The 23,747-nt window shown below is 57.4% G+C and carries 29 protein-coding genes; 2 read left to right on the top strand and 27 right to left on the bottom strand.

Annotated elements, in window-relative coordinates:
* Nucleotides 1-21: 21 nt before the first annotated feature.
* Complete coding sequence (gene ggt, locus NL123_RS26945) at nucleotides 22-1,839, bottom strand: gamma-glutamyltransferase (RefSeq protein ID WP_494356686.1); 1,818 nt, start codon at nucleotides 1,837-1,839, stop codon at nucleotides 22-24.
* Between the two features lie 36 nt (nucleotides 1,840-1,875).
* The gene (locus NL123_RS26940) at nucleotides 1,876-2,655 is read right to left on the bottom strand and encodes a PhzF family phenazine biosynthesis protein (protein ID WP_494356685.1); all 780 of its coding nucleotides are present in this window, start codon (nucleotides 2,653-2,655) and stop codon (nucleotides 1,876-1,878) included.
* Nucleotides 2,656-3,056: 401 nt separating this feature from the next.
* Between NL123_RS26940 and NL123_RS26935 the strand changes: the two genes are divergently transcribed.
* A complete protein-coding gene (locus NL123_RS26935) occupies nucleotides 3,057-3,302 on the top strand; it encodes a hypothetical protein (RefSeq protein WP_494356684.1) in 246 nt (81 codons plus the stop codon).
* A 3-nt stretch (nucleotides 3,303-3,305) separates the two neighbouring features.
* On the opposite strand, the gene NL123_RS26930 is transcribed toward NL123_RS26935, so the two are convergent.
* The 7 genes from NL123_RS26930 to NL123_RS26900 all read right to left on the bottom strand — a co-directional run bounded on the left by NL123_RS26930 (nucleotide 3,306) and on the right by NL123_RS26900 (nucleotide 9,472).
* Nucleotides 3,306-3,749, bottom strand: a complete 444-nt coding sequence (locus NL123_RS26930; protein WP_471840894.1) for a hypothetical protein — start codon at nucleotides 3,747-3,749, stop codon at nucleotides 3,306-3,308.
* Nucleotides 3,749-4,195: a type II toxin-antitoxin system HicB family antitoxin gene (locus NL123_RS26925; protein ID WP_471840893.1), complete on the bottom strand. Its 447-nt coding sequence runs from the start codon at nucleotides 4,193-4,195 to the stop codon at nucleotides 3,749-3,751. The genes NL123_RS26930 and NL123_RS26925 overlap by 1 nt, the downstream gene beginning before the upstream one ends.
* The gene (locus tag NL123_RS26920) at nucleotides 4,192-4,446 is read right to left on the bottom strand and encodes a type II toxin-antitoxin system HicA family toxin (protein WP_494356683.1); all 255 of its coding nucleotides are present in this window, start codon (nucleotides 4,444-4,446) and stop codon (nucleotides 4,192-4,194) included. Before NL123_RS26920 ends, NL123_RS26925 begins: the two co-directional genes overlap by 4 nt.
* A gap of 564 nt (nucleotides 4,447-5,010) precedes the next feature.
* Nucleotides 5,011-5,211, bottom strand: coding sequence for a hypothetical protein (locus tag NL123_RS26915; RefSeq protein ID WP_471840889.1), 201 nt, complete (start codon nucleotides 5,209-5,211; stop codon nucleotides 5,011-5,013).
* Nucleotides 5,212-5,990: 779 nt separating this feature from the next.
* Nucleotides 5,991-6,215, bottom strand: coding sequence for a hypothetical protein (locus NL123_RS26910; protein WP_078827578.1), 225 nt, complete (start codon nucleotides 6,213-6,215; stop codon nucleotides 5,991-5,993).
* A gap of 842 nt (nucleotides 6,216-7,057) precedes the next feature.
* A complete protein-coding gene (locus tag NL123_RS26905; protein WP_471840888.1) occupies nucleotides 7,058-7,813 on the bottom strand; it encodes an NYN domain-containing protein in 756 nt (251 codons plus the stop codon).
* A 714-nt stretch (nucleotides 7,814-8,527) separates the two neighbouring features.
* The gene (locus NL123_RS26900; protein WP_471840886.1) at nucleotides 8,528-9,472 is read right to left on the bottom strand and encodes a DUF4760 domain-containing protein; all 945 of its coding nucleotides are present in this window, start codon (nucleotides 9,470-9,472) and stop codon (nucleotides 8,528-8,530) included.
* Between the two features lie 970 nt (nucleotides 9,473-10,442).
* On the opposite strand from NL123_RS26900, the gene NL123_RS26895 reads away from it, so the two are divergent.
* Nucleotides 10,443-11,138 carry a hypothetical protein gene (locus NL123_RS26895; RefSeq protein WP_494356682.1) on the top strand — a complete coding sequence of 232 codons (696 nt, stop codon included), beginning with the start codon at nucleotides 10,443-10,445 and terminating at the stop codon, nucleotides 11,136-11,138.
* Nucleotides 11,139-11,304: 166 nt separating this feature from the next.
* Here the strand turns inward: NL123_RS26895 and NL123_RS26890 are convergent, their stop codons facing one another.
* From NL123_RS26890 to NL123_RS26805, 18 genes are all read right to left on the bottom strand, one after another.
* On the bottom strand, nucleotides 11,305-12,270 hold the full coding sequence (locus NL123_RS26890; RefSeq protein WP_471840882.1) for a hypothetical protein: 966 nt from the start codon (nucleotides 12,268-12,270) through the stop codon (nucleotides 11,305-11,307).
* 133 nt (nucleotides 12,271-12,403) lie between these two features.
* Nucleotides 12,404-12,838: a hypothetical protein gene (locus NL123_RS26885; RefSeq protein ID WP_125969312.1), complete on the bottom strand. Its 435-nt coding sequence runs from the start codon at nucleotides 12,836-12,838 to the stop codon at nucleotides 12,404-12,406.
* A gap of 43 nt (nucleotides 12,839-12,881) precedes the next feature.
* Nucleotides 12,882-13,466: a tail assembly protein gene (locus tag NL123_RS26880; protein ID WP_471840879.1), complete on the bottom strand. Its 585-nt coding sequence runs from the start codon at nucleotides 13,464-13,466 to the stop codon at nucleotides 12,882-12,884.
* A complete protein-coding gene (locus NL123_RS26875) occupies nucleotides 13,463-14,041 on the bottom strand; it encodes a tail assembly protein (RefSeq protein WP_471840878.1) in 579 nt (192 codons plus the stop codon). The genes NL123_RS26880 and NL123_RS26875 overlap by 4 nt, the downstream gene beginning before the upstream one ends.
* An 8-nt stretch (nucleotides 14,042-14,049) precedes the next feature.
* Nucleotides 14,050-14,430: a hypothetical protein gene (locus NL123_RS26870; RefSeq protein WP_471840876.1), complete on the bottom strand. Its 381-nt coding sequence runs from the start codon at nucleotides 14,428-14,430 to the stop codon at nucleotides 14,050-14,052.
* A 106-nt stretch (nucleotides 14,431-14,536) separates the two neighbouring features.
* Entirely contained in the window at nucleotides 14,537-15,145 is a 609-nt protein-coding gene (locus NL123_RS26865) for a hypothetical protein (protein ID WP_494356681.1), read from the bottom strand.
* Nucleotides 15,142-15,450: a hypothetical protein gene (locus NL123_RS26860; RefSeq protein ID WP_494356680.1), complete on the bottom strand. Its 309-nt coding sequence runs from the start codon at nucleotides 15,448-15,450 to the stop codon at nucleotides 15,142-15,144. The genes NL123_RS26865 and NL123_RS26860 overlap by 4 nt, the downstream gene beginning before the upstream one ends.
* Nucleotides 15,451-15,786: 336 nt before the next feature.
* Entirely contained in the window at nucleotides 15,787-17,589 is a 1,803-nt protein-coding gene (locus tag NL123_RS26855; RefSeq protein WP_471840871.1) for a DUF927 domain-containing protein, read from the bottom strand.
* On the bottom strand, nucleotides 17,576-18,457 hold the full coding sequence (locus tag NL123_RS26850; RefSeq protein ID WP_471840870.1) for a toprim domain-containing protein: 882 nt from the start codon (nucleotides 18,455-18,457) through the stop codon (nucleotides 17,576-17,578). Before NL123_RS26850 ends, NL123_RS26855 begins: the two co-directional genes overlap by 14 nt.
* Complete coding sequence (locus NL123_RS26845) at nucleotides 18,454-18,681, bottom strand: hypothetical protein (RefSeq protein ID WP_494356679.1); 228 nt, start codon at nucleotides 18,679-18,681, stop codon at nucleotides 18,454-18,456. Before NL123_RS26845 ends, NL123_RS26850 begins: the two co-directional genes overlap by 4 nt.
* A complete protein-coding gene (locus NL123_RS26840) occupies nucleotides 18,674-18,961 on the bottom strand; it encodes a hypothetical protein (RefSeq protein ID WP_494356678.1) in 288 nt (95 codons plus the stop codon). Before NL123_RS26840 ends, NL123_RS26845 begins: the two co-directional genes overlap by 8 nt.
* Before the next feature lie 100 nt (nucleotides 18,962-19,061).
* Entirely contained in the window at nucleotides 19,062-19,571 is a 510-nt protein-coding gene (locus NL123_RS26835) for a hypothetical protein (protein WP_471840864.1), read from the bottom strand.
* Nucleotides 19,568-19,831: a hypothetical protein gene (locus tag NL123_RS26830; protein ID WP_275964835.1), complete on the bottom strand. Its 264-nt coding sequence runs from the start codon at nucleotides 19,829-19,831 to the stop codon at nucleotides 19,568-19,570. The genes NL123_RS26835 and NL123_RS26830 overlap by 4 nt, the downstream gene beginning before the upstream one ends.
* Before the next feature lie 472 nt (nucleotides 19,832-20,303).
* Nucleotides 20,304-20,777, bottom strand: coding sequence for a Rha family transcriptional regulator (locus NL123_RS26825; RefSeq protein WP_017844439.1), 474 nt, complete (start codon nucleotides 20,775-20,777; stop codon nucleotides 20,304-20,306).
* Nucleotides 20,774-21,073 (bottom strand): helix-turn-helix domain-containing protein, encoded by a 300-nt coding sequence (locus NL123_RS26820; RefSeq protein ID WP_092278013.1) that lies wholly within the window; start codon nucleotides 21,071-21,073, stop codon nucleotides 20,774-20,776. Before NL123_RS26820 ends, NL123_RS26825 begins: the two co-directional genes overlap by 4 nt.
* Nucleotides 21,073-21,342: a helix-turn-helix transcriptional regulator gene (locus tag NL123_RS26815; RefSeq protein WP_494356677.1), complete on the bottom strand. Its 270-nt coding sequence runs from the start codon at nucleotides 21,340-21,342 to the stop codon at nucleotides 21,073-21,075. Before NL123_RS26815 ends, NL123_RS26820 begins: the two co-directional genes overlap by 1 nt.
* Nucleotides 21,343-21,524: 182 nt before the next feature.
* On the bottom strand, nucleotides 21,525-22,220 hold the full coding sequence (locus NL123_RS26810; protein WP_415915128.1) for a hypothetical protein: 696 nt from the start codon (nucleotides 22,218-22,220) through the stop codon (nucleotides 21,525-21,527).
* 179 nt (nucleotides 22,221-22,399) lie between these two features.
* Nucleotides 22,400-23,641, bottom strand: coding sequence for a tyrosine-type recombinase/integrase (locus tag NL123_RS26805; protein WP_494356676.1), 1,242 nt, complete (start codon nucleotides 23,639-23,641; stop codon nucleotides 22,400-22,402).
* Nucleotides 23,642-23,747 lie beyond the last annotated feature (106 nt).

Genomic DNA, 23,747 nt, shown 5'->3' with positions numbered 1-23,747 from the left:
TTTCTCCGTTGATTGAAGTGTTCAGTCGCCGACCGCTTCGCCTTCGCGCCGCGGGTCGGCGCCGCCGCTGAGCGACACCTTGCCCTGGGCATCCCGCGTGCGAACGATGGCCTGGATGCCGCTGGTCATATCGATCTCGCTCAGCGCATGGCCCTTGTCCTTGAGGGCCTGTTTCAGTGCAGGGCTGAACAGGCCGCTTTCCAGCTCGGTCGCGCCGTTACGGCTGCCGAAATTCGGCAGGCTGATGGCCGCTTGCGGGTCAAGTTTCCAGTCGAGCATCGCCACCAGGGACTTGCTCACGTACTCGATGATTTGCGAGCCGCCGGGCGAGCCGAGCGTGACCAGCAGCTCGCCGCTCTTGCGGTCGAACACCAGGGTTGGCGCCATGGCCGAACGTGGGCGCTTGCCGGGCTCGACGCGGTTGGCCACCGGCTGGCCGTCCTCCTCGGGGATAAACGAGAAGTCGGTCATCTGGTTGTTGAGCAAGAAACCCTGGACCATCAGATGGGAGCCAAACGCCGCTTCCACCGTGGTGGTCATCGACACGGCACCACCCTGGTCATCCACCGCCACCACTTGTGAGGTGGAGATGCGCAGCGGCGAGCGATCCGGCGCATAGGCCACCTGGATACCCGCCGGTACGCCCGGTTTGGCGATACCCATGCTGCGCTCGCCGATCAAGGCGGCGCGCCTGGCCAGGTAGTCCGGTGCGACGAGGCCCGCGACCGGCACGGGGACGAAGTCTGCATCAGCGACGTAGAGACCGCGATCAGCAAAGGCCAGGCGACCGGCTTCGGCCAGCAGGTGCACGGCGTCGGGCGTTGGTTCAAGGCCGGCAGGCGCGGCGCTTTTTACCGGTGGCATCGCTGCGATGTCGTGGGCTTGCAGCGCCTGCAAGGTGCCCAGGATCTGCGCGATAGCGATCCCGCCCGATGATGGCGGTGGCATGCCGCAGACTTTCCACTGCTTGTAATCGGTGCACAGTGGCGTGCGTTCCTTGGCGGTGTAGCCTTTGAGGTCGGCCTGGGACAGGCTGCCTGGGTTGCGATGGCCCTGCACCTTGCGTGCGATCTCATCGGCAATCGGCCCTTGGTACAGCGCGTCCGGGCCTTCCTTGGCGATGCGTTTGAACACATTGGCCAGCGCCGGGTTTTTCAACACGGTGCCGGTGGCTTTCGGTGTGCCATCGGCATTCAGGAAATACGCCGCCATATCCGGTGACTGCGGGATGTTACGGTCAGCCGCGATCAGGCTGTGCAGGCGCGGAGACATGGCGAAGCCCTGCTCCGCCAGGCGGATCGCCGGCTCGAACAGCGTGGCCCATTGCAACCGGCCGGTCTTCTTGTGCGCCATTTCGAGCGCGCGCAGTACTCCAGGCGTACCGACTGAGCGTCCACCAATTTGCGCTTCTGGAAACGCCATCGGCGTGCCGTCGCCTCTCAGGAACAAACGCTCGGTGGCCCCGGCCGGTGCGGTTTCACGGCCGTCATACGCGTGTACGTTTTTCCCGTCCCACAACATGATGAACGCGCCGCCGCCGATGCCGGAGGACTGCGGCTCCACCAGCGTCAACACTGCCTGCATTGCAATCGCCGCATCTATTGCCGAACCGCCCACGCGCAGCATCTCGCGTCCGGCTTCGGCTGCCAGCGGGTTGGCGGCCGCGGCCATATGGCGCTCGGCGTGTTGAGTAGTGAGGTCGGTGCGATAGCCGGAACCCAGCTCCGGTGCCGGAGGCTGTTCGTTGACCGGGGTATGACAGGCAGCCAGGGTCAGGGCTGCGGCAATCATCGACAGTTGACGGCGGGAAATCGAAAACACGCGCTGAACTCCGTTCATTTTGAGAATGATCTGTTGTCCTTGGGGTAGTGCGTTTTACAGGTAAATCGTGCCTTGCAGGTAGAGCACCGCGTGGCCGGAAATGATCACGCGATCACCCTTGAGCTCGCAGCGCAGTTGGCCACGGCGCTTGCCGCCCTGTTCGGCGGTCAACCGGTTCTTGCCCAGGCGCTCAGCCCAGAATGGCGCCAATGAAGTGTGGGCCGAACCGGTCACCGGGTCCTCATTCACGCCCACATTCGGCCCGAACCAGCGGGAGACAAAATCAAACCGTGCGCTCTTGGCTGTCACGGCGATGCCGCGTTTGGGCAGGCCCTTGAGGCGGGCGAAATCCGGGGTCAGTGCGGCGACTTGCGCTTCGTCTTCCAGCAGTACGATGTAGTCATCAGTGCTGAACACGTCGGCCTGTTCAATGCCGAGCGCGCTCAACATGCCATCGGGAGATTCGCAGGGTTGTGGTTGCTTGGCGGGGAAGTCCATCGCCAGTTCATCACCATTGCGCGTCACCCGCAGCTCGCCGCTGCGTGTGGCGAAGCGCAATACCTCTGGCGCGTCCGTCAGTTGGTGAATCAACACCCACGCCGCCGCAAGCGTGGCATGGCCGCACAGGTCCACTTCGACTTCGGGGGTAAACCAGCGCAATTCATAGAGTTCACCGCGAGGTACAAAATAGGCGGTTTCAGAGAGGTTGTTTTCGGCGGCGATGGCTTGCAGTTGCTCATCGCTCAGCCACTCGGTAAGCGGGCAGACCGCCGCCGGGTTGCCGCCGAACGGGGACTGGCTGAAAGCGTCGACTTGGTAGATGTCCAGTTTCACCGTGGAGCACTCCGTGCATAGAAGGGAGGCTGGACACTAACAGTGGGTCAAGGGAGCGTCAAAATACAGATGGCGCCTTTTTTTGCGCGCAAGTGCACCGCTCGTAACCGCAATCCATCGTCCCGGCACTTTTCTCCAGGCATAAAAAAACGGCCTACCTTTCGGTAAGCCGTTTTTAGTACTTGGTGGTACACAGACATTTGAACTGGTTAATTAACTTGCTGTTTTAGTTGATTATTCTAGTGTTCGTATTTTGAAGGGATACACCTGGGGATACACGGTGCTGTCTGCTGGGGTGTTTCTGGCTTGTTTCACGCTGGCTGAAAAAGCCGTCTTGGTTCGTGGCTCCGTCCCCGACGAACGGTAACGTATCCTGATAAACCCGCCACAAGTGCAAAGGTATGGTCATCACCACCACTCCTTTGATGGATCAGCCCAAAAGTGGCCAGATTATCTCGTTCCTCACTTTTGAGGAGCCATCGTCACACTTTTGCGTCGATGGTGCTGGCGCCGTGTGGCAGCTGCACCACACAGAGGCGTTCTTGCCATTTCCCCGCGCCAGCACCACCCCGGATCAGGGTAGTGGCGCACCAGAGTTTGAGTTCGCGAACAGGCAAATAGAAAGCCCGGCACATGGCCGGGCTTGAATATTATTTCTCTGTGTTCTTTAGCCTTCTTTTCCGTAATGGCGGTTTCGCTTGAAGGGGCGGCGCAGGCGGGGCGAACGGAAACTCGATCGCATTAGCACCGAGGTACTCAAGCAGAGGCTTGGCTACGTTGCGAACGTAAGGATAGAGCAAAGAACCGAGTTCATATGGGGCGTCGGGATGGTCGAGGCCTCCCATTGCCGCATCGGTCATGGCCTGGAAGGTACCAATCATGCTCAGCGAGAAGAAACCTTCATTTCCATCAATTGAAGTTTCGAGGTTGATACGAACGTCGAAGTTGTCACGGACCTTCAGCTCCTTAATCGATCCTATAAACTCGACATTCATTTTCGCGGCGTAACCCTCTTCATCTTCAGACGGATCGAAGGGAAGCCCATGGATCTCTTCCACCCTAACCAGTTCGAGGCGAATATCATAAAGGTTCATTAATTCACGGCTCGCAGGGTGACTCGCTGTGTTGGTCGGCGCTCGTGAACCTTAAATGACGTCTCGTAGCTTGGGACCTCAGGATAATGGTGATGAATTTCCTGGTGTCTTCCATATAGGTGGCAGTCGATGGCCTCCCTGACTACGTCATTAATGCTCTTATCTTCGCGAGACGCATGGCGAGCGACTTCTCGATGAAGGCTCGTGCCAATGCGCACGTTGAACGTGCCCGAAAACGGTTTGTTGGGTTCGGTACCTAGCTCCTTGCAGGTTTCCAAATAATCTTCGATCGATTCGACGAAGGAGTCGTGCAGATCCTTGATGTTGTCTGCTTCGAAAGTCACCAGATCGTCGATGTGGAGAATTTTCCCAAAAAGGATGTTGTTTTCCAAAGAAAACTCCACCGATCCCTGAAATCCCTTGTGTTCAAGAATCTTTTTACTCATTTCAAATGCCCTTGAGATGTCAGAGCTTCAACCACAAGCTCAATCTGATAATCCAGCAGTGTGCTGTCAGGATGTCTTTTGTGAAGCAAAATCTTGTGTTTTGAATGGCTCACGAATTTTTTTCGCGAGCCTGTGCCTTCTATTTCAGCATAGCCAAAAGATTTCAAAATTTTGACTACGTCCGCCCAAGCGAAGTCTTTGGGGGATGGTTTGCGCGTCAAATCGTCGATGAGCTTCTGGAGCCTGCTCATTTGGACAACCCAGGAACGCGCGGGTTGCAACTATAGTTCAGTTGCAATCCAAGCTGCAAATGACAGACGGCAGGTATTTGTAGGGCTGTCGTTAGGCACGCTGAAATTGAGTGGCAATCCATACCAATTCACCAGGTTTATCAAAGACATAGTCTATTTATGAAATATTTTTTATGATTCGATAGCTTTCTCAAATGAGAATGCTTGCCGCTTTTGTCGCTCCGTTAATCCTGAAGGCGCATCTCAAAAGCAGTCAGGGCGATGCGGAAATCCTCACGCGAATACTATCAACATGATGGCGCGGCCTCGGCGAATATAACAAAGCCATAGGTATTTACGTAAGAGTTGTGGAAGTCGTGGGGTTGCAGATCCACATGAAGGTTTTTGAAAACGTCATCTTTGATCTGCTCCGCAGGCTGGGGGAGTTGAGCGATCGCTTCAAACGCTAGCTGAAGGGGGCGCGCAACAATTGATGCTTAGCCGCTGGTCGCGATATCTGAGCTCCCAGTCCGTTATGGCAGGTACTTGAAAAACTACCGAGGCCACGGCAATCCCATTTTCCGCCTACAAGCGCATTTCCCTGATGACTCGCGTTGGCTCAGTTCCCTGCGACAGTGCGCGTCGGGCGTCCTTGGTGAGCTGATCGAGGGCTTGCTCCTCGAATGCCGCGGCCATTGCGCTGGCCTTCCTGACGATCAGCAGCGCCAGCTCCGGCGGAAACACCACCTTGTCGGCGGGTAGATAATCACAGTCAATAACGGACACGGCTCTATCCTCGGTACGCGGTGGATGCTGGCGCCGGAATGAAGCGGGGCCAGCAGATGACCTGCAGATGTTACCAGCGGAACGTGAGCAACTACCTGGGAACCGGGGGTTGGCCAAGCTGGCAAGTCGACCAGCTCCCATCCCTGGGTGAACAACTCGTTCACCACCTGCTCCGACCTGCTGTCAGGTCGCCAGAAACCCCGGAAAATACTAGACGAATATCAGGCTCCAGCACGCCACCTTTAACGCTGTAAGCGGCGCATTGCTTGGGCTGCGGGCAGTTCGCCCGTGGTCTGTCGTCGGAAATCCGTCTAGTGCCTGTCTAGTATTGCCTGGCGCGCTAAGCATTTTTCTGGCCCGGTATTTCGCCACCCCATCCCGCCAGCGAGGGCCTGGATATTCATTTCACAGCAGCCTTGACGGCCACCTCTTAAATTCTTGACGAGGCTGGTGATGGCCAAGCTGCGAGAATGCCCGCAAAGCCCTGCCACGCTTGGCTTTAAGCGATCCTGCTGCTGGTGGCGCCAGATAAATCCGTCAAGACCTGTCAAGAATTTCGTCAAGGCTGGTCAAGGATAGCGGTCGCGTTTGCCCGGTTCGACCGAGTGCCACTTGTCCCGCAAGTAACTGTCTCGGCTAGCCACTGTTTCTGGACGAGGTAGCTACCCGGCCGCATGCCCGATCTGCCGCCAGCCTTTGCTGGCTTTGGCCCGCGGACCGAGTTGGATGAACTGCGGCCTCTCCAGCCGTCCAGAGCCTGTCCAGAATCCTAGCCTGCGTCACGACTGCCCCAGACTGCCGGCGACGGTCAGCTCAGCAATGCCCTGGCGAATGAACACCAGGTTCTCGTCGAGCGTCTCCAGTGCGCCGCGCACGTTATTGGCAATGTCTGCCGATCCGCGCTGCTCGACCCAGTTGGAAAGCTCCTCCACCGCGGCGCCCAAGGCGAGCTGGTTCTGATTGAGGCGGTCGAACAGGTTGGCGATCAGTTTGGTGTCCGTCATGGTGGCTCTCCGTGTTTCGAGAGAGCGTAGCACCGGCGCCGCGAATGCCTGGAATCACCTTTACGTGGTTTGCGTCTGCCGGCGGCAAAGTGGCCTGGCGATGTGATACGGGATTTCCCCGCATCTACCGCGTGAGCCCCGCCCGCATTTGTCGCTGCGCGTTCTCAGGCGGCCATGCTCGCCGAATCCGTCTCATGCCTGTCTCACATTCGCCAGCGATTCGGTAAAGGCCGGGTAAAAAGTAGGTGGGCCGAAAGCGCCGTATCCGTCTGGGGTCTGTCAGGGGTATCAGCGGCAACGGTGCGCTTGTTTGACGGGCTGGCCACGCGATAAGCCTCAGACGCCAACCGGCTTGGGTTTGGTCTGATGCCTGTCTCGCATTCCGTCAAAGTGTGGTCAAAGTAATTGCCTTCGCCAGCGTGTTGGGAACTACACGGTCAGTTGAATTCAACATTCAGTGCTAGCTCGGATCGTGCGCGCCGGCCAGTCGACCCCGAGCCGTGGTTTGGTCTGGGCCTGGCCAGGTTTCCAGTGGAAACCGCTGCTAAAGTCTGTAAACCACAGTGGAATCCTGCGCCTGGGAACCTTACTTTTGATAACAGGTGGGCGGCATGGTCCGCGCGCCGATGGTTGCACACCTGCCCTACACGATTCGATACTCTGTAGCGGCGTGTACAGAGTTGTATTCTGAAAAGTTAACGCGTCCTGCGACGCGCCAGGAATGCACTCCAAGCAGGCCGGGTGGCTGCGATCACAGGGTGCATTCTCTGACTGTCACATATCACCGCAGGCGAGGATAAACAGCGCTTGTCATATTGCGCCGGCCACCTAACCGAGACTCATTACGCGGTTACAGGTTCTCCCTGCAGAGAAACAGTCCAATGCCCACCAAGCTCCTTGTGTAAGTTCAACGAGTCATGTGCCTTCATCATTTCTAATAACCCAGAAAAACCGTATTTCGAGGGGGAGAAGCTAGGATCTCGTCGCTTGAGATAAAAGCCTACAGCACTAACAGTGACCTTGCCTTCCGGAGCGTCTCCAGCCAAGAGTGAAACTGCCTCCACGACGAATGCAGTGGATTCCTTGGATTCGTGCTCACTCACTTGGGCTGACCCGTCTCCTTTTTCAGTCAGGCTTGGAACGTCCTCACTTACGCTATCTTTGCGCCATTCGAAAAACTGATCGCTCGCGTTCCTCAAGGCAGGAGGGGTCTTACTCTCGCCCACAATACAGACAGCAGCTCCTCGTTCTCTGAGTTTTCGGCAAAGGTATGCGAAGTCGGAATCGCTGGTAACTAAGCAAAACAGATCAGCGCGATTGTCAAAAAGCGTCTCCTGGGCATCTAGCGCCAATGCGATATCAGACGTATTTTTACCTGCGGCGTATTGGAACTGAAGGCAAGGTGTGAATGCGAGTCGCACCAGTGCCTCTTGCCATTTGTTCGCGAGGGTTCCATGGTTTCCATATCCTCGTCTCACTACTATGCGCCCGAACTGAGCTGCGACCTTGAGAGCGTGTTCCAGTACGTCTGGAGATACGTTGTCACAATCAACGAGTACAGCTACTCGAGATTCCCCGTGGTTTTGTATAGACGCCATTGAATCCTCCTTGAATAAACGCGGTCTGCGGCTGATTAATTCAGCCCAATAGAACATAGCACTGTGCCACATATTGGATCTATACCGCGTGAGAGGACTATTGCGATTGACTGTATAGGTTCGCGCGTTGGCGGTTGCGAACCTCAGTGCGAACCTGCTGCCAGTACGCACCCGAATGCGTACCAACGTGCGTCTGAGCTGCGTAATTCCTGTGCGCAATTTGCGCAGTTACTGCGCAGTGCTGAGGCTTAAACATCTGCGGGCCGCCAGGGCTTCACGCGGCCCAGTGCGTGAACATGCTGCGTGAAGGGTGCGTGAAACCTTGACGGGGGAGGTCTTCGCGCAAAGGCCAAGTGCGCGACGGGCGTGCGCGAAGCACTGCGCGAAAGCTGGTCGACCGCCCCTTGACGTGAGCCTTCCATGGGGTTGTTTCGCAAACTGGGCATCGTGATGGTTGTGACCAGCACAAAGTGGTCACTGATGGCGGTCACCGCGCCTGGTCACCGCCATCATATCCAGCTTGGATCAGCAACAATCTGTGGATACCTGATTGGATACCGGCAGTTTTCCGCTAGAAGCTGCCGCTCAGTACTGTCCAAGACGCTCGGGGCGATTCACAGGTTCCGTCGACTCAAATGGCGACATCGCATCGCCTGCAGCCCGCGTGGGTCAAGCCGAGGTCGCTCGCCATCCAACTATCAGTCCCTACGTGTATCAATCAGCGCTTTGACCGTGCTGATGACCAGGGGGCTCATCCTGCTTAGGAGCAGAATGGATCGAAGTTACGGGAGCCGGTGATTTTCTTTTCGCCGACATAATCATCTGCACTTCTTCCTTCCCTGGAAAAAGAGGGCCAATTGGAGCATTAGCTGGATTTGCCCTGTACTTCTCGACTACGGATTCGCCGCACCACTCTTTGGTCAGCCGAGTCACACCCTCGTAAGCTTTTTGGTCTGACTTTTGTGCTTCCACAATCAAATGAAAATTTCTACGTTCTAATCCTGCCAAAATATTACTGAAGCACTCCCTCAGCAAACAATCATCAAGATCCCGAAATTTAATTCCCTGAGCGAGAAATTCGTAATAGTTTAGAATATATACGGAACCGTCTAACGCTTCCTTAATATCCTGGGGTACTTCAGCATCCCTAAATTCGTCTTTGTGGGGATCAACCCTCCACTCAGCGAGCTCCGAGGGCACAGCTGAGGCTCTGAAAACTTTACTCATATTTCTTGACTGGGTCTGGTACTCAGTGCTGGTTCGCGAGGACATAATTATGTTTAGCGTGTGCGTCCGCCGTGAGTGAGCGGCGCTGGTGATGGATTGAATCCACCAACCCATTCCGACGAAAACGCCAGTAACCAAGATCGAAAGTGAGGTCTGGTAAGTATCTTGATAGCGCAAAACTAGATAACTAGAAACAATTACTGCGCACACAATTACACTGAAGAGGGGAAGCATCTCTTTAGTATCTGGATATTTCTTTAAGACTAAGGAGTAGACCGATAACCCGAGACTGCTAGCAGTGCATAGCACTATGCAGAAATCGATCCATCCCAGCGAAAACGGCAGTGGAATGCTTGCCAGCTCGAAAAAAATCCTCGAGATGATCCCTATAATCAAGGACGCAAATGCAGAGCCGATGAGATATTTGCTCATAAGTTCCCTCTATTTATTTTTGGCATTAAAAAAGGCCCGTAGGGGGCCTTTTTCAAGGTTGTACCTTGCTCAGCTATTCAGCTGTCACCAAATCCGACATTCAGCATATCAATCTGCTCCCTTTAGTAAACGAAGTTACTACATCCCCACCCCAGGGGTACGGCCCACCCTAGGAGGGGTGGGAACTCAAGATGTCTGCTACAGATTTTGGCAATCTGGTCGCCTCGCGACGATCATCTATCTACATATTTAGCGAGTAAACGCCCTGCCGTCAACAGGCATGCCTCAGTTTCGGTTCCATCGAGACATGCCATCCGCAGGGCGTGCACTATGCCACAAGGATCAGGCCTTGCGAAGCTCATTCAAGCATTTGACTATGGTAGCTAGCCAAAAGCTAACTGTTGAGAGCGGTATCGCCGATCAAGAGGAATCGGCCAGGACGCTCGCTGCAGGCATCACAGCCTTCACTCCTCGCGCTCGTAAAGGTTATGCACATCGTGCAGAGGCTCGCGTACATCGTCTGAGTCGGCCCTACGTTCGCAGGCACATCTCACTGACTCCTTTTCCCGATTTCTGCCGTTTGGTCAGTGCCAGCGACTTAACAAAACTTAACCTTTTTTCAAGGCGAGAACCTGACAAAACCTGACATTGGATCGAGTGCGGGGCCTGCCGCATATTGAGAAATGTTGAGATCAGACCGGCCTGGAGCCAGTGGCAGTGCTCGCGGCCTGTTAGCAAAAGTTAGCCCCGGGGGAGGTTGCCCGCTCTCAGGCGGCTAACAAGTGGTAAGGCAAGTTTCAAACCTTCCATCTGCGACTATCATTGCGCTTTCAAGTGGGCGGGATGCTTTGTCGACAAATCCAAATTTCTCTAGATCACGAGGGGCCGTCCGATGGGGCTTTTTTTCGAACCATACCAAGCTGACCGCTGCTGCCTATGTGGCTCCCCGGAATCTCTCACGGGAGAACACATGGTAAAAGCTTCTGCGTTACGAAAGATCTTTGGGAAAGAGCCTACGGTCATCGGCAGTTTTGATGGCACCAGCGTTCCCCGTGACGCGCAAGGTCCGAAGTCCCAGGCCTTTCATTTCTCGGCTCGCATATGTTCGTCATGTAATAGCTCTAAGACCCAAGCTCCTGATCGCGAGTTTGACCGGTTTAGTGCCTTGGTATCCGAGCTGATATCGCAAGGTAAGTCTCCGGAATCAGTATTCAACCTACCGCAATATGAACTGTCGTCCACGCCGTACCTGAACGTATTCCGCTACTTCGCCAAACTCCTGTGTTGTCACGTTGCGGAGTCGTGCGGTCCGCGTCCATTGGCATTAAGCGAATTCGCGGTAGGGAAAACAGATCTTAATTTAGTGCTCCTAGATATTGATGCAGACCCAATGTACGAAAAATTGCTGGATAGATTCGGAGAGCAGCAATTTGCTGGGCACGGTGGGCTGACGGTTTGCGCTGATTCATCCAGCCTTCCCGCGAGCTTCCGAAGTTCACTAAGCGTTGGACGTGTTCGCTATAAATTTTGGGTTCAGTACGGCGCGGACGTACAAGCGGAGCTCCAACATTTCCATCCTGATTTTTGGGGGAAATGCGAGGCGGCATATCGTGAGGCAATAGAAGCTCGATTATCAGACGATGACCGAAGTCGCCTCGGCATTTAGCCTAGCTGGCTGAAGTTTACGAGGGGTGGCCAGTCTCTGAACCTGTTAACAATTGTCAAGGTTGGCGGGCGTGTGGCGCCTCCGTGAGGGAGATCCCTACGACTGAGGGTAACCAGGCGGGGTGGTTACTTTTGATGGTTACCTGAGTGGTTGCCAGGCACGGCTTCTATTCCGCCATCATCTTGCCGAGCTTGTAATTACAGTATGAGCACAGGCCTTCAAAATGTTGTTCATCCACGCTCAAACCCGTTTCACACGCTTTGCATGAGTTATATTCCAGTTCTGAAAAGCACACGGCACACTCACCTTGCGCGACCAGGAAGGTTTCCTCTCCGCACATAGGGCAGTCCTCTATAAGTGAATCGCCTCCATCCTTTACGCTCACATAGTTGGCACCTTCCATGCTTTCAGGAAGGGCTGCGGTGATGACGGTTTCATATGAAGAGTTTGACCCACAACTGCTACAAACGAATTCGATGTCAGCACCAAGATCTGTAGGGTCTAGTACCTTGATGAGCTGTGAGTCGCAGTCAGGACACCTCATATAATCAATGGCGTCCTTTACTTCTGGGTATGGCCAATCAACAGACTCAAGGTTCTCTTTTGCGGCTTTTAACTCAGCCTCATAGAGAGACGCCACGCCGAGAAGCAAATCCCAGCACTCTTGGCCTAGGATTTGTACCGGATCTTTTCCAAGATGAGGCTTGCAGAACTGAATAATCAAATGAAGCGCGCTTGCAATGGCCTCCTTCATTCGTTCAACAGGATCTTTGCTGTAATAGTGCTCTATATTATTTCGAATCTTCTGAAGGTTCTCCAAGCGGCTCCATTCGATGCCCTCGACCCCTAGAGATTTCAGCCGATCTCTGATGTCCCTAACCTCGACAGTGTTGATTCCTGATCCGATCCATACCGTTTCTCCTGTCACTGAGTCGATTACGGGAAGGATATTCTTCTTTAGCAGCACCTCTTCTGAACCCTCCGGGCTTAGCTCTTGCAGCTTGCATTTGAAGAGTAAGAGGATGCCGGCATAAAAGTTACGAATGGCCGAGACGGCTCGTCGAGGATCGTCATTGTGGAAGTCTTCCATGCCGATCCAAATGGAATCGACCGCGTTTTTCATCATCGACATGGTGCTCTCCTTGAACAGATGAGTTGACGATGCGGCTTCAGCAGCAATTTGAAACCACGTCTTGGATGGAGGCTATCGGTGAAACAGACGATTTGGTCTGAGTGAGACCATATCGTCTGTCTCGATCAGTCAGTTAAATGGAGCTCGGGCGTATGTCCGTTCCATTTTGAGTACCCGAAATCCTGAATTTTTGGGTTTCTCCTGAGCTGACCTCGGCTGCCGTTTCCTTCACGGGCTGACCGATCTGCATTGCACAGAGGCCGTTGCCTTCGTCATCGCCGGCAATGCCAACGATATGCCGACCTGGCTTGACCTTGAATTTCACAATTTCGCCGGTGTCGATGCGGGCGACCTTTTTTCCGTCGATGAGCACGGTGGCCAAGCAGCCGCCAGACGCCCAAAAACCGTTGTCTCGACTAACTGCCAGTGTCGCACCACCAGGAACGTCTGACTGATAGGCGTAGACCCTGTCGGCAGGCACCCGCTTTGCAGAGCCAGGCGCTACTGGTGTGCTTGAACATCCAGCCAGTAGTGCGAAGGTGACGGTGGCGAGCAAAATCCTGTGCATATTTCTTCCTCCGGGGTTGATGGATCACTTTACACCAGCACCCCTACATCTGGTCTTCGGCGTAAATGGCAGCGCTGATGATCGCTCCGCCTATCCGCCGTTTGCCGTAACAGAGCGGCACCGGGTTGCCACTGGCCGTGGTGTTCTTGGCGCTGCCGAAGGCGTACCCTGGGGTGTTCTGTGGTGCGGCACTGGTCTTGAGACCGCCGGCCTGGGGGCTGAGCATTTGGATAACACCACCAGCAGCGAGAGCAATCCCTGGGGCAAGCGTAGCGCCGTTGGTGAACGGACTAGCCACGATCAACACAATTCCGATGATGGTCTGAAGTATCCCAGCACGCTTGCTACCGGTGATCACGGGGACGACCCGTATCTCCTTGGCTCCGCCGAGTGTCAGCTCGGATTCGCCAACATTCTTCCTGTTGCGGAAAATTGCGAACTCCAGACCGATGGAGCGTGCTCGCGCGATATCGCTCAGGAACCCTGGGTGATTCACATCTATTGCCCTCAGCGCCTCCCTGGTGTCGCCATGAGCGGATAGGGCATAGGTGTGTCTACGGCCGTACTTTTTGGCCAGTGAACCGCTGAGCAGAATGGTTGTGCGCGGTGAATATTCGATGGCAGTCATACCCGATCCTCAGCGTAAATAGCAGCGCTGATGATCGCGCCACCCCAGCGGCGATGGCCGATGCAAAGAGGTACGGGCAAGCCTGATGCCACGGTGTTTTTTGCACCACCAAAGGCATAGCCAGGAGTATTCTCGGGCGCGGCGCTAGACTTCAAGCCCTGGGATTGCGGGCTCAACATCTGAATTACGCCGCCGGCGGCCAGCGCGATACCCGGCGCAAGTGTTGCGCCATTTGTGAAAGGGCTCATAACGATCAGTACGGCCCCTATGATCGTTTGCAAGATACCTGCCCGCTTACTGCCGACGATCACGGGGGCGATAATGATGTCGCCATGGCCTTGATAATTGAGCTCACTTTCACCGATGTTTTTCTTTCCTCGGAAAACAGCAAACACAAGTCCGCGCGACCTGGCGTTTGAGATGAATCTCTCAAGGCCGGGAATCTGCACGCACAGCGCTTTCAAGGCTTCCGCTGGCGTGCGCACGGCAAGGTCGTAGGACCTGCCGAACTGCCGGAGTTGTCCGTAGAGCTTGATGGTGGTCATAGGGGAGTTATCGAATGCGGTAGCGGCCATGTGGCCTCCTATACGGTGATCGAAGGGGCAGGTAGCCCAAGGCGAATGGCGAGTACTGCGCGCGACATATGCGCCTGGTCGATGGTCAGTTGTTCCTGGCGCGGGTCGTAGTTCCACACCCGGTTGTAGATTGTTTCGCTTGCCCTGGCGCCGCGGAATGTTCCCCGCATCAGGTCCGCCGAAACCCGGGCTTCTTCCTCAGTGAAGTAGGGGCCGTCTATGGTCACTTGATGGCCATTGCGAAGGTGCTGGACCTCCCACACCAGATAGCCTGCGCCCGGCCCCTGAATCAGCTCGTAGGGTTTGAATTTAAGTGTGTTGCATGCGTCGGTGAATCGCTCCTGATAGGTGGGCGTGTGGCCCGCTGTGTTGCTGTCTTGGTCAGTCATGTTTTCCTCAATGCGCCGCTGGCGCTGATCATGGGCAGTTGCCCGATGGTGTTGCTCGGTGTCGCGCCACGTTTTCGTGATTCGCAAAACGTGGCGCGCAAAATGGTCATTTGCCGACGATGCTTAGGGCGGGCGGCAGCTTTGGGCCGAACGGCGCGCCAGGGGCGAACGGGTCGGGTAGTTGGTCTTCTGGGCATTCCCTGATGAACCGGATCATCGCGGCGTGGCAGGCGCGATACAGCGGGCCACCGGCGCCCCATTCGTCGCTCTTGCGGTCGGCGCTGTCCTCCAGTTGGTATAGGTAGGCCACTCCGCGAAGGCTGGTGTCACCGTCTGCGCTGGCATCCTGGCGATGTACTGGGTTGACGCCCAGCAGATCGCACATCTGGTCGAAGCCCAACGCCTGCGCCAGCCCCTCGCGGTCGAACATCAGGGATTGGCCAAACCCAGCAAGTGCACTCCACGCTCCGCTGCGGGTGGTTTCCTGGTGCTCGCGGGCCTTCTCCTCCAGTTCCGCAATGGCCTGGCAAGTGAATGGGAGAAACGCTTTCAGCTTTCCCGCCTGCCGGCGAAGGGCTCGCCGTTCACTACGGATAACGTCGAGCTGGTCAGCAATGGCGCGACAGATTCGCCGGGTGGTGATGAGCTGCGTGGCGGCGCTGATGCCGGGTTTCATACCGATGTTGCACAAGCGGGTGATAAGGCTGGGCGTCATTGGTGCGCCTCCATAGGTGTGGCGTCGTAGCTGGCGCGCAGGTGGCTGCCAGCCGTGCAATAGCGGCCGGTGGGCGCGTAGCAGCTCCGACAAACCATGATGTGGTTGAGGTACTCGTCACGGGCGTGTCGCCATTCGAGCGTTGCAGTGGCGGCGCTTGCGTGTGGGCTTGTGATGAGCCGGGAAGTGCGCTCGACAGGGTTGGCCAGCACCAGGCGTGGGCGAGGCCGGCTATCCATTTTTGGCGTGTCGGTACTGGCAATGGCTGGCGGCATGTTATCGAGCAAGCCGGAAAGTAGACTCATGGGGTCGCCTCGGCCTGATTGCTCCATTGCCCATATGTGTCTCTAGAAAAAAATCTGGGGAACGGGGGAACAGTGGGAACAGCCAATGTTTCCAGGGCTTTCAGAGGGGGTTTCTGTTCCCCACGTTTTTTTGTGGGGAACGGTGATAACCAAATTCTGGAAAACGCGGACACGCTTATATTCAAAAACATGTTTGTGTTCCCCCTGTTCCCCATACATTCAATAAGGGGGAACGGCCACAGCCCACGGTTTTACTGGCTGTTCCCCCGTTCCCCCTGTTCCCCACGTTTATAGGTTCCTGTGAACTCGGGCATTCATACTTGGTGGATATGGTGGTCATGCGCCGCCCCCATCGCTGTCCATGGCTTCTGGGTCGATCACGTACAGGCGCGCCGATCCGCCGGCAGGGATGCGGTACTTTTTGGTTTTGCGGCTATCGCGGTCGGTGTCGCGTTTGGCCAGGGCTCCGCCAACCTCCAGTGCCTTGACCACGCGGGTGAGGCCGAACCCATGGGCGGCCTCGATCAGCGCGGACTTGTTGAACAGGTACAACCGTTTGCCGGCCGCCAGCTCCCAGTACCCGGCGCGGTTGAATACCTTGGCGTCCACCTCTGCTGCGTCGACATCGGAGAATCGGCTGCTACCGTGCTTGTCGATAAAATCGATGATGCCGGCCAGGATCTGGCGGTCTTCCGCGTTGCCCCCGCCGACACGGGAGAGCCATTCCCCGTAGAGCAAGCGGCAGTCGGAGAGGGCGGTGCCCGGCTCCCATGGCAACAGGCCGTAGGCGATGGCCATCTCGCCCGCCAGCGCGATCACGGCGAACCGGTCAGCCACGCGGCCGGCCTGGGCGTTGTCCTCGACGAACTGGGCGCGGATGCCGTCAAAGTCACTGAGTAGCCCGGGCTTATCGTCGGCGGCGACCAAGCACTCCACAAACGCTGGTCCAAGATGGCCGTGGTGGGCGCCTACCGCTACGGTGAGCTGGCGGTGAAAGTCTGCCCCCTCAAGCCCGTGCAATTCGTCGAAGGCCCGGTGTGTGCGGGTACCGGCGTTCACGTCGACCATGCGTAACTCAGCGCCAGCGTGGGCGGCATTGCCGGATATGGCCGCGTGCTCAGAGAGGGAGCGCTCGCCGCTGGAGAGTGTCAGCAGGCGCCAGCTCAATTTGGCGCGGCCTTCGCGCTCTCGGGTCATGGTGCCTTTGCCCTGGCCGTTGGCGAGGGAGTAGGCCATTTCCTGTACGCGCTTGGGGTCGGCGCGCTTGATCTCATCCAAGGGCAGGATGGTGTCATTGCGGCTCGACGCCTCGATCTCCAGGCCGCCCTTGGTCATGTCCCAACTGGCGGCGAACACGCCCGGGTCGCCCCATACCGACGATCCGATCAGTTGCGCCAGCGACTTACCGCTCGAGCTATCGCCCACCAGGTGAACACCGCCACCTAGCACGCCGACCAAACTCAGCAGTGGGCCAGCCAGCGAGCAGCCAATCGCGAGTGTCAGCACCGGGTTGCCCGCGCACTTGGCGGCTACCTCCGATTGCCACAGCGCCAGCTCGCCGCGCCGACTGAAAAGTACCTGAGCCTTGTTGCTGGCCTGGTACCGCACATTGGCGCTGCCGATGGTTCGCCCAGGCAGCACGAACGCGCCCGACTCATGCCAGCCCGGCCGGCTGGTGGTGGCAAACACTTCTGCAGGATGCTGGTCGAGCAGGTACTCCATGAACGTGCCGCGCTTCTTGAGGGCAATGATGACGCCCATCCCGAACAAGGCGCGCCGGGCGTCCTCGCCGCTGCCGCCGAACACCTCCATGGCGATGATCCATTCCTTGATGCCGCCCTCGGTGACCAGGCGCAGCAATCGGCCTTCGCTGTCATCGTCGCTGTTGGTGGTGCGGGCGACGACGGTGACGGGGCTGGAGATCCACTCATCGGTGATAGGCCGGTCGCCGGTATCGCCCTCGGCGTCGTCCTGGTCAGCGCCGGCGCGCTTGAAGCTATGCCAGTAAACGCCCGGGCGCAGCTTGCGACCCTTCTCATTGACTACCCAATGCTCATACACCGCCCAGCAGGGGCGATCTGGCGCAATGGTCGCGGCGTCCGGCCGAAGGTTGATCACGTTGGTGTCAGGCTTGGACATGAGCGAGTTTCCAGTTGGCGAGGTCGTTGAAGTCGGTGAGGTCATCGGGGGCGCCTTCCGGCCATTCAGGGAAAGCCACTTGGCCACCCACGGCCGCCGCCGCTGCGTTTGCCGCTGCGCGCCCCGGGTTGCCATCGGTGAGCCGGTCGTCGTCGCCGGCGATGACGATTGGCTGGCCCGGGTAGCGAGCGCGAAGTGCCATCGCCGCCGGGATCAAGTTGCCCGCGTTCATGGCAGCGGCAACGACATAGCCGCCGTGCTGGTGGAGGCTGGCGGCCGTCGCCCACCCTTCGCAGATGCAAAGCACAGAACCTGGCTCGATGATGCCCAGCGGTGAATAGGTGCCCTTGATCCGGCCGCCGAACAGGAAGCGCTTCTCGCCGTCCGGAGCAATTCGTTGCAGGTTGACCAAGCGCCCATCCAGGTACAGCGGGATCAGCAGGTCAGTGCCGCGCTGGCGCAGGCCGTAGGAGCGAACTGCCTTGGCTACCAGATACGGGTGGTCGGGTGAGGCGCGGCGCGCGTTGCGCCACCAGTGGTTAGCCTTCTCGGCGGCCTGCTGCTGGCGCCGGTGTTGCTCGGCTTCGCGCTGGCGCCGGGCCTGGTCAACTCGCTCGCGGATCTGGGCCGCTTCGCGGGCGTCCACCGGTTCGCGACTACACCAGGTACTGGCGCCGCCGGCTTTCCAACTGCCGAACGCGCCGGATGCGATGCCGTCCAGGTACAGCACATACCACCCGTTGAGCGAGCCGGGCTTATCCTCCGGCACACGGAACCGGTGGATTGCACCGTCGGGCTCTGGCAGCCAGTCGAGAGGGCCATAGATGGCCTGGAGGGCATCACGGAATTGGATCGTTGCGTCCGTCATGCGGCCCCCTTCGGCGGGGTAAACCGCTTGGCCAAGGTCTCCAGTTTCTGAGTCAGGCGCTCCAGCTCATCGCAGTGGCGGCCTTGATCGCCTTCCGAGATGCGCAGCTCCAGGAAGCCAACCATGGCTTCCACCAGCAGCACATAGCTGGCGCTGTCGATATAAGCGCCAGCAGCGGGTGGGCCGCCACTGCCCTTGCGCTTGATGGGGGTGACGTTACCCATGGCTGACCTCCCGGCGATCAGCGCCAGCAAAAGCCCGGCAAACTTGACCGTTGTTCACGCCGTGCCAGTGGGTGATGTCGTCGATCCCGTCAACTAGGCAGGCCGTTACCTGAGCGCCAGCACAACGCATAACTACGCGCCCGCACTCTGCGTCGGCCTCGCTCAAGAACGGCCCTAGCAAAGCCTTGGGCACCTTCGGGTGGGTGACGAACCAAAGCTCTGTGGCTTTTTTCGGGCAAGCCGATCCCGTCGACGCAGATGCGCCGTTTTGAATTTTCATGCTTAACCTCTTAGGTCAGTGCGTCGGCGGTTCGCGTGAGTACGCGGTGGAAAAAATGTGGGGCTGATAAAAAGGATCGAATGTGAACGCATGTGTTGGCTCATAGGGCGACCTCGCGGTATTGCTGAGCGCCGCCCAGGTCGTTCGATCCGAATAGGGCTTGATTGACGGCCTTCCGGCTTTCCAGCAGCAGATCGTGTTCATCATGCGTGCCGACGCCCGGCGCAACCCAGTCAGGCAGTTCCTTGCGGCGCCGCATCTCGTTTAAGTGCGTCCACCACCGGGTAGCGTGCGTGCGCTCGGCAGAAATCGCCTCGGCCACCTCGTTACTGCGCTGGTCCTGCAGGTAGTGCGCCAATGGCGCAGCCTTTTGCGCTTCGCCGTTCGCATCATCCAGCTCGTTTTCCATGCACTCACACCACTGGTAAACCTTGGTGTTCCAGTCGGTTATCTCGATAGTGCCCAACTGCGCGAAGGCGTGAGGCGTGCTGTCTTCGGGGAAGGTCTCAAGCATCAGCGTGAAGATTGCGCGCACGCTCTCGAGCGCACTGGTCACTTCGTACAGATCCTGGACGCCGGTCTCGGCTATTTCCTTGTAGGAACGGCTCATAGGTCCCCCCCGGCGCCCAGGCCAGCGCACCCGGACAGAGCGGCGGAAATTGCCTCGCGGTTGCAGTCGGCGGTGTTGGCACCGTCAGCGGCTAGGTTCCACGCGACATCTACCAGATTGCGGACGTGCTGACTCGTGCCCTTGTCTGCCAATGCGGCATAGAGAACGGCCTCAACCTTGCGCAGAGCGATCTGGGCGCTCTCGAGATCCTCAAGCGTATCGTGGGCGATTTCTTGGATGGTGCGGGCGGGAGTATTCATTGCGCACCCTCAGCAGACTCCAGGGTACGAGCGATGGCAATGTGGGAGTTGTAGCGGGCGAGGCGAACGGAGAGTGATGAGTTTGCGCGGAGGGCGCTCAGGGCCATGCGGCGGTGAGCAAATGCGCGAATCGCAGACGGATATAGGGCGGGCATACGTGGAGCTCCTAACGTAAAGAGGGAGCTGCCACGTTCGTTACCAAGCGAATGGGTGGCAGCTGTGCGCAGGTTGGTAAACCGGGACGTTAGGAACCCGGCAGGCACGAATGCCTCCCACGCACAGCCGCCATAACACGTAACTGCGGGCACAAAAAAAGCGCCTGCAATCGTAATGGGGGCGCTGTTGCGCCTAACGTTCAGCGGGTTACCAAGCCCGGTCGCTGAATTTGCAGCGACGGGCAAACCATACCGACGAGCGCGATTGCTTGCAACAAAAGTTATCGACCGTTTATCGCTGATCATGAGCATAGCTGTCATGGGCGGAAGTCCTCAGAATCGATTGGCAGCTTTAGTTGCTCCCTCAAATGAGCGACGTGCGCGTATACGCCTGGCTTGTCGTAGCGCCAGTGGGCGAGGCGCCGACCACTGCTGCTGGCTTCCTTCTTGCGGGCCTCCAGCGTCTGGCAGGCGTGCCCATACCGAGCCTCGCGGAACGCCATTATTAGGCTCGCTTTCAGTTCCACAACGCGGTCGGTATTGCGGGACAGCGACAGCAGGAAGAACGCTTGATCTTCGTTCAGCAGGGCGAAGCGCTCCGGTCTACCACCAGCAGTTCCGGCCAAGGGTTTCTCCGTTTGAAACGGAACAACCCCGAACTCTTCAAACTTCGCCAGGTATCGCTCAATCAGCGCCATTGGGTTTTTGTGCTTGGTTCCCAGTTGCTTCGCGAGTTGGCGGCTATCCACGCGCGGTTCGTTCCCGGTGTGGGTCAGCGTGATTGCATTCATGCTGTCACCTGCGCCGGCGGGTTAGTGCTGAGGTAGTAGAGCGCCATGCCCTGGTGAGTTCGCCCTTGATCGTCGGTCAGGGTGAGGCGGTGGGTCAGGATCTTGTGGCCCAGGCCGCGCAGTTCATTAATGCGCGCACCAGGGCGGACGATGTTCAGTTCGCGGATGGCGGTGAAGGTATCAATCGGGCCAGCTTGCAGGCGCTCCAAAAGGCGAGCGCGTTGTGCGGTTCCGCTGGTATTCTCGACGCGAGTATTTTTGTGGCTGGCCTGTTGGTCGGCCTTTTTTTTGTTCATTAGGCGGCCACCTCGCGCAGAGCGATGCGCTGGCGCACCCAAGCTTGCGCCTCAGCCAAAATCCAGCCGACAGGTGCCCCACGTGATTTGCTATCACTCAGCGGGACGGGGCGGGGAAAGGTCGGATCGTCTTTAAGGCGCTTGTAGATTGTCGGGCGGGCGTAGCCGGTGATCGCCGACAGTTCGCTGATACGGATGATGACCGTGGCCGGGTCGAACTGGTGATTGGTTGCAGCAGTTGGCTGCATATAAACTGAGGTTCTTTGCATGTTCTGTATCCCGTGATTGATAGAGATTGGTGGAGCGACGGGATAAAGACTGGCAGGCTGGATCGGGTGGGCGGCAACCCTCCGAGGTGGTCGGTAGGTGGGTACCTAAAATTGGTATTGGTTGGCCACCCAAGAGATTTTCTAGGTGGTCACCTATGCGAAGAGGTCCGTAGTTAAAGGCTTTATGAGGTGGGTGCCTTCTTCGTTTTTTGTCCTCCTCGTCTAAGTCGGGCCGGACGAAGAACGAGATTTACGGCATCCGCCATGTTAGAGCCCGCCCCTTTTTCGCGAAGGTGCCTAATCACTTCCTCCTGAGTCGGAGCAGTGCTTGGATCGTCTTCGTCATAGGTTGACCACAATTGTCTTATAGCCTCGTCTACGAACTCCAAGCCCTCTGAAGTATGTCCGTAGTACGGCAAAGAAAGCGCCTGAGGAATAACGTCTGCGGTGGCAGATGGCTCGGGTGGCGTGGCTATGACGGCAACTGTTTTGCGAGGTCTAGAAATTTGCACGCGCTCTGTAGTGATCCAGCCTACCAATGACGCGCGGGTGATGATGGTTTCCGTTGGACAGATTTCTCCATCTCTATCGGTTGGTTTGATGGTTCTAATCATCCGTTCAACATTTCCGTTGAAATCGGATTCAAAGAATTCTGCCCTGCATACGACAGGGCTTATTAGGCCTTGGCGGATGGCGGATACGATACCTAGAGCGTGCCCGTGTGCTTGCTTCCAGCGAGGGAGCTTTTTGGCTCTTGCTTCGTCAAGGCTGGTTTCAAATGGGTCGATTCCCGCCATCAGTAGCGAGGCCCGCTCCACGGTGAACTCCATTACGGTCTTCCAATGGTCTAGGTTTGGTAGATCGTCGATGTCTTCCATTGTCACGCCCTCCCAGGCGCTCCCCTGCAGAATAATTCGGCTTTCCAGGCAGGTGGGAAGTCCACTTTTCGCTCCGTCGAGCTAGGTCAGCCAAAACCGGTTTTTATGCGGGTGCTGTCTATTTAAACAGTGATAGTTGGCAGTCTATATCTATCTACGCCGACAAAGAAAGGGCCTCATTAAGCCCGCTTGCCAAAGTCACCTTGGACAACAACGCCACCGGCGAGGCAGTCGAGGTAGTTCGCATACCATTGCATCATCACCGTGCGCTGAGGCAGGTACTGGGCCTTGTTGTAGACGCCGGCAACACCGGGCTTTTTGTGTGATAGCTGGGCCTCGACGTGGTTCTCGTCGAACCCGTTCTCGTTGAGCACTGTCGACGCGATATGCCGGAAGCCGTGACCGGTTTGCCGGCCTTCATATCCCATACGACGCAGTGCCATCAGAAACACGGTGTCACTGCGTGGTTTGGTGTGGTCGCTGCGGCCAGGGAATAAAAGTGGATAGCTGCCGGTGTACTTGCGTAATTCCTCCAGCGCCGCGATCGCTTGCGACGAAAGCGGCACCAGGTGCTCAAGTCCTTTCTTGCGGCCTTTGCGCTCGACGGGGATCGTCCAAACCTTCTTGGCAAAGTCGAACTCAGACCACTGAGCTTCGCGTAGCTCGCTTGGACGCACGGCGAACAGGCTCAGCAGCCGCAGGCCGAGGCGCACGTCGTGGGCGTGTGGATAGGCTGCGATGGCTCGGATCAGGCCGGGAAGTTCATCGGGTGAGACGTGGGCGTAGTTCTCGGCCTTGCCGGACTGGAGATATTTTTGCAGCCCCTCGAGCGGGTTATGGGTGGCGCGGCCGGTTACCCTGGCCAAGTCGTAGGCATCTCGGCAGTACGAGCGCACTCGGCTCATTTGCTCAAGGATTCCCTGCCGCTCCATGCCGCGCAGAAACTCCATCCACTCAAGCGGAGTGATATCGGCATAGGGGCGCTTGCCGAACACCGGGAATACGTGACGTTCCAAGGCGCCGATTATTCGCTTGGCGGTACCCGCATCCCAGTTGGTGAGACGTGAGGCGTACCACTCTCTCGCCAGTGGCTCGAATGTCTCGCCGGCGATATCCCTTTCTGCTTTCTTGCGGGCTTGCTTGGTAACGATCGGGTTTTTGCCGTCGGCAGCGTCGGTGCGCAATTCGGCAGCTTTCTGCCTGGCGACTGATCCGCTCACCTCGGGGTAACCGCCAAGCCCAAGCCATGACCATTTGCCGTCGGGCTTCTTGTAGCGAAGCTGCCAGGACTTTTGGCCATCAGGCTTCACGCGGAAATAAAGGCCGCTCCCGTCCAGCTCGCGATACTCGTTGGCATCAGGCTCCAGGCCGGCCAATGCGGTATCGGAAAGGGGGCGGCGTTTTATCTCGGATCGCTTCATCTGGGCTTGTATCCCCTCGGTTCAATTATTTGTCGAGGATACACAGCGGGATACACGGAGGGAAGGTATAGGGGGATACAAGGGGAGATAGCCAGAAACAAGAAAG

The organism is Pseudomonas sp. FBCC-B1565 (assembly GCF_059133265.1).
The sequence above is the reverse complement of the archived record's forward strand: the minus strand, read 5'-3'. Positions and strand labels throughout refer to the sequence as shown.

Excerpts from the sequence above, each read along its gene's own strand:
- ggt (WP_494356686.1), bottom strand. The coding sequence starts at position 1,839 with ATGAACGGAGTTCAGCGCGTGTTTTCGATTTCCCGCCGTCAACTGTCG.
- NL123_RS26935 (WP_494356684.1), top strand. The coding sequence starts at position 3,057 with ATGGTCATCACCACCACTCCTTTGATGGATCAGCCCAAAAGTGGCCAG.
- NL123_RS26930 (WP_471840894.1), bottom strand. The coding sequence starts at position 3,749 with ATGAACCTTTATGATATTCGCCTCGAACTGGTTAGGGTGGAAGAGATC.
- NL123_RS26925 (WP_471840893.1), bottom strand. The coding sequence starts at position 4,195 with ATGAGTAAAAAGATTCTTGAACACAAGGGATTTCAGGGATCGGTGGAG.
- NL123_RS26920 (WP_494356683.1), bottom strand. The coding sequence starts at position 4,446 with ATGAGCAGGCTCCAGAAGCTCATCGACGATTTGACGCGCAAACCATCC.
- NL123_RS26910 (WP_078827578.1), bottom strand. The coding sequence starts at position 6,215 with ATGACGGACACCAAACTGATCGCCAACCTGTTCGACCGCCTCAATCAG.
- NL123_RS26905 (WP_471840888.1), bottom strand. The coding sequence starts at position 7,813 with ATGGCGTCTATACAAAACCACGGGGAATCTCGAGTAGCTGTACTCGTT.
- NL123_RS26900 (WP_471840886.1), bottom strand. The coding sequence starts at position 9,472 with ATGAGCAAATATCTCATCGGCTCTGCATTTGCGTCCTTGATTATAGGG.
- NL123_RS26895 (WP_494356682.1), top strand. The coding sequence starts at position 10,443 with ATGGTAAAAGCTTCTGCGTTACGAAAGATCTTTGGGAAAGAGCCTACG.
- NL123_RS26890 (WP_471840882.1), bottom strand. The coding sequence starts at position 12,270 with ATGTCGATGATGAAAAACGCGGTCGATTCCATTTGGATCGGCATGGAA.
- NL123_RS26885 (WP_125969312.1), bottom strand. The coding sequence starts at position 12,838 with ATGCACAGGATTTTGCTCGCCACCGTCACCTTCGCACTACTGGCTGGA.
- NL123_RS26880 (WP_471840879.1), bottom strand. The coding sequence starts at position 13,466 with ATGACTGCCATCGAATATTCACCGCGCACAACCATTCTGCTCAGCGGT.
- NL123_RS26875 (WP_471840878.1), bottom strand. The coding sequence starts at position 14,041 with ATGGCCGCTACCGCATTCGATAACTCCCCTATGACCACCATCAAGCTC.
- NL123_RS26870 (WP_471840876.1), bottom strand. The coding sequence starts at position 14,430 with ATGACTGACCAAGACAGCAACACAGCGGGCCACACGCCCACCTATCAG.
- NL123_RS26865 (WP_494356681.1), bottom strand. The coding sequence starts at position 15,145 with ATGACGCCCAGCCTTATCACCCGCTTGTGCAACATCGGTATGAAACCC.
- NL123_RS26860 (WP_494356680.1), bottom strand. The coding sequence starts at position 15,450 with ATGAGTCTACTTTCCGGCTTGCTCGATAACATGCCGCCAGCCATTGCC.
- NL123_RS26855 (WP_471840871.1), bottom strand. The coding sequence starts at position 17,589 with ATGTCCAAGCCTGACACCAACGTGATCAACCTTCGGCCGGACGCCGCG.
- NL123_RS26850 (WP_471840870.1), bottom strand. The coding sequence starts at position 18,457 with ATGACGGACGCAACGATCCAATTCCGTGATGCCCTCCAGGCCATCTAT.
- NL123_RS26845 (WP_494356679.1), bottom strand. The coding sequence starts at position 18,681 with ATGGGTAACGTCACCCCCATCAAGCGCAAGGGCAGTGGCGGCCCACCC.
- NL123_RS26840 (WP_494356678.1), bottom strand. The coding sequence starts at position 18,961 with ATGAAAATTCAAAACGGCGCATCTGCGTCGACGGGATCGGCTTGCCCG.
- NL123_RS26835 (WP_471840864.1), bottom strand. The coding sequence starts at position 19,571 with ATGAGCCGTTCCTACAAGGAAATAGCCGAGACCGGCGTCCAGGATCTG.
- NL123_RS26830 (WP_275964835.1), bottom strand. The coding sequence starts at position 19,831 with ATGAATACTCCCGCCCGCACCATCCAAGAAATCGCCCACGATACGCTT.
- NL123_RS26825 (WP_017844439.1), bottom strand. The coding sequence starts at position 20,777 with ATGAATGCAATCACGCTGACCCACACCGGGAACGAACCGCGCGTGGAT.
- NL123_RS26820 (WP_092278013.1), bottom strand. The coding sequence starts at position 21,073 with ATGAACAAAAAAAAGGCCGACCAACAGGCCAGCCACAAAAATACTCGC.
- NL123_RS26815 (WP_494356677.1), bottom strand. The coding sequence starts at position 21,342 with ATGCAAAGAACCTCAGTTTATATGCAGCCAACTGCTGCAACCAATCAC.
- NL123_RS26810 (WP_415915128.1), bottom strand. The coding sequence starts at position 22,220 with ATGGAAGACATCGACGATCTACCAAACCTAGACCATTGGAAGACCGTA.
- NL123_RS26805 (WP_494356676.1), bottom strand. The coding sequence starts at position 23,641 with ATGAAGCGATCCGAGATAAAACGCCGCCCCCTTTCCGATACCGCATTG.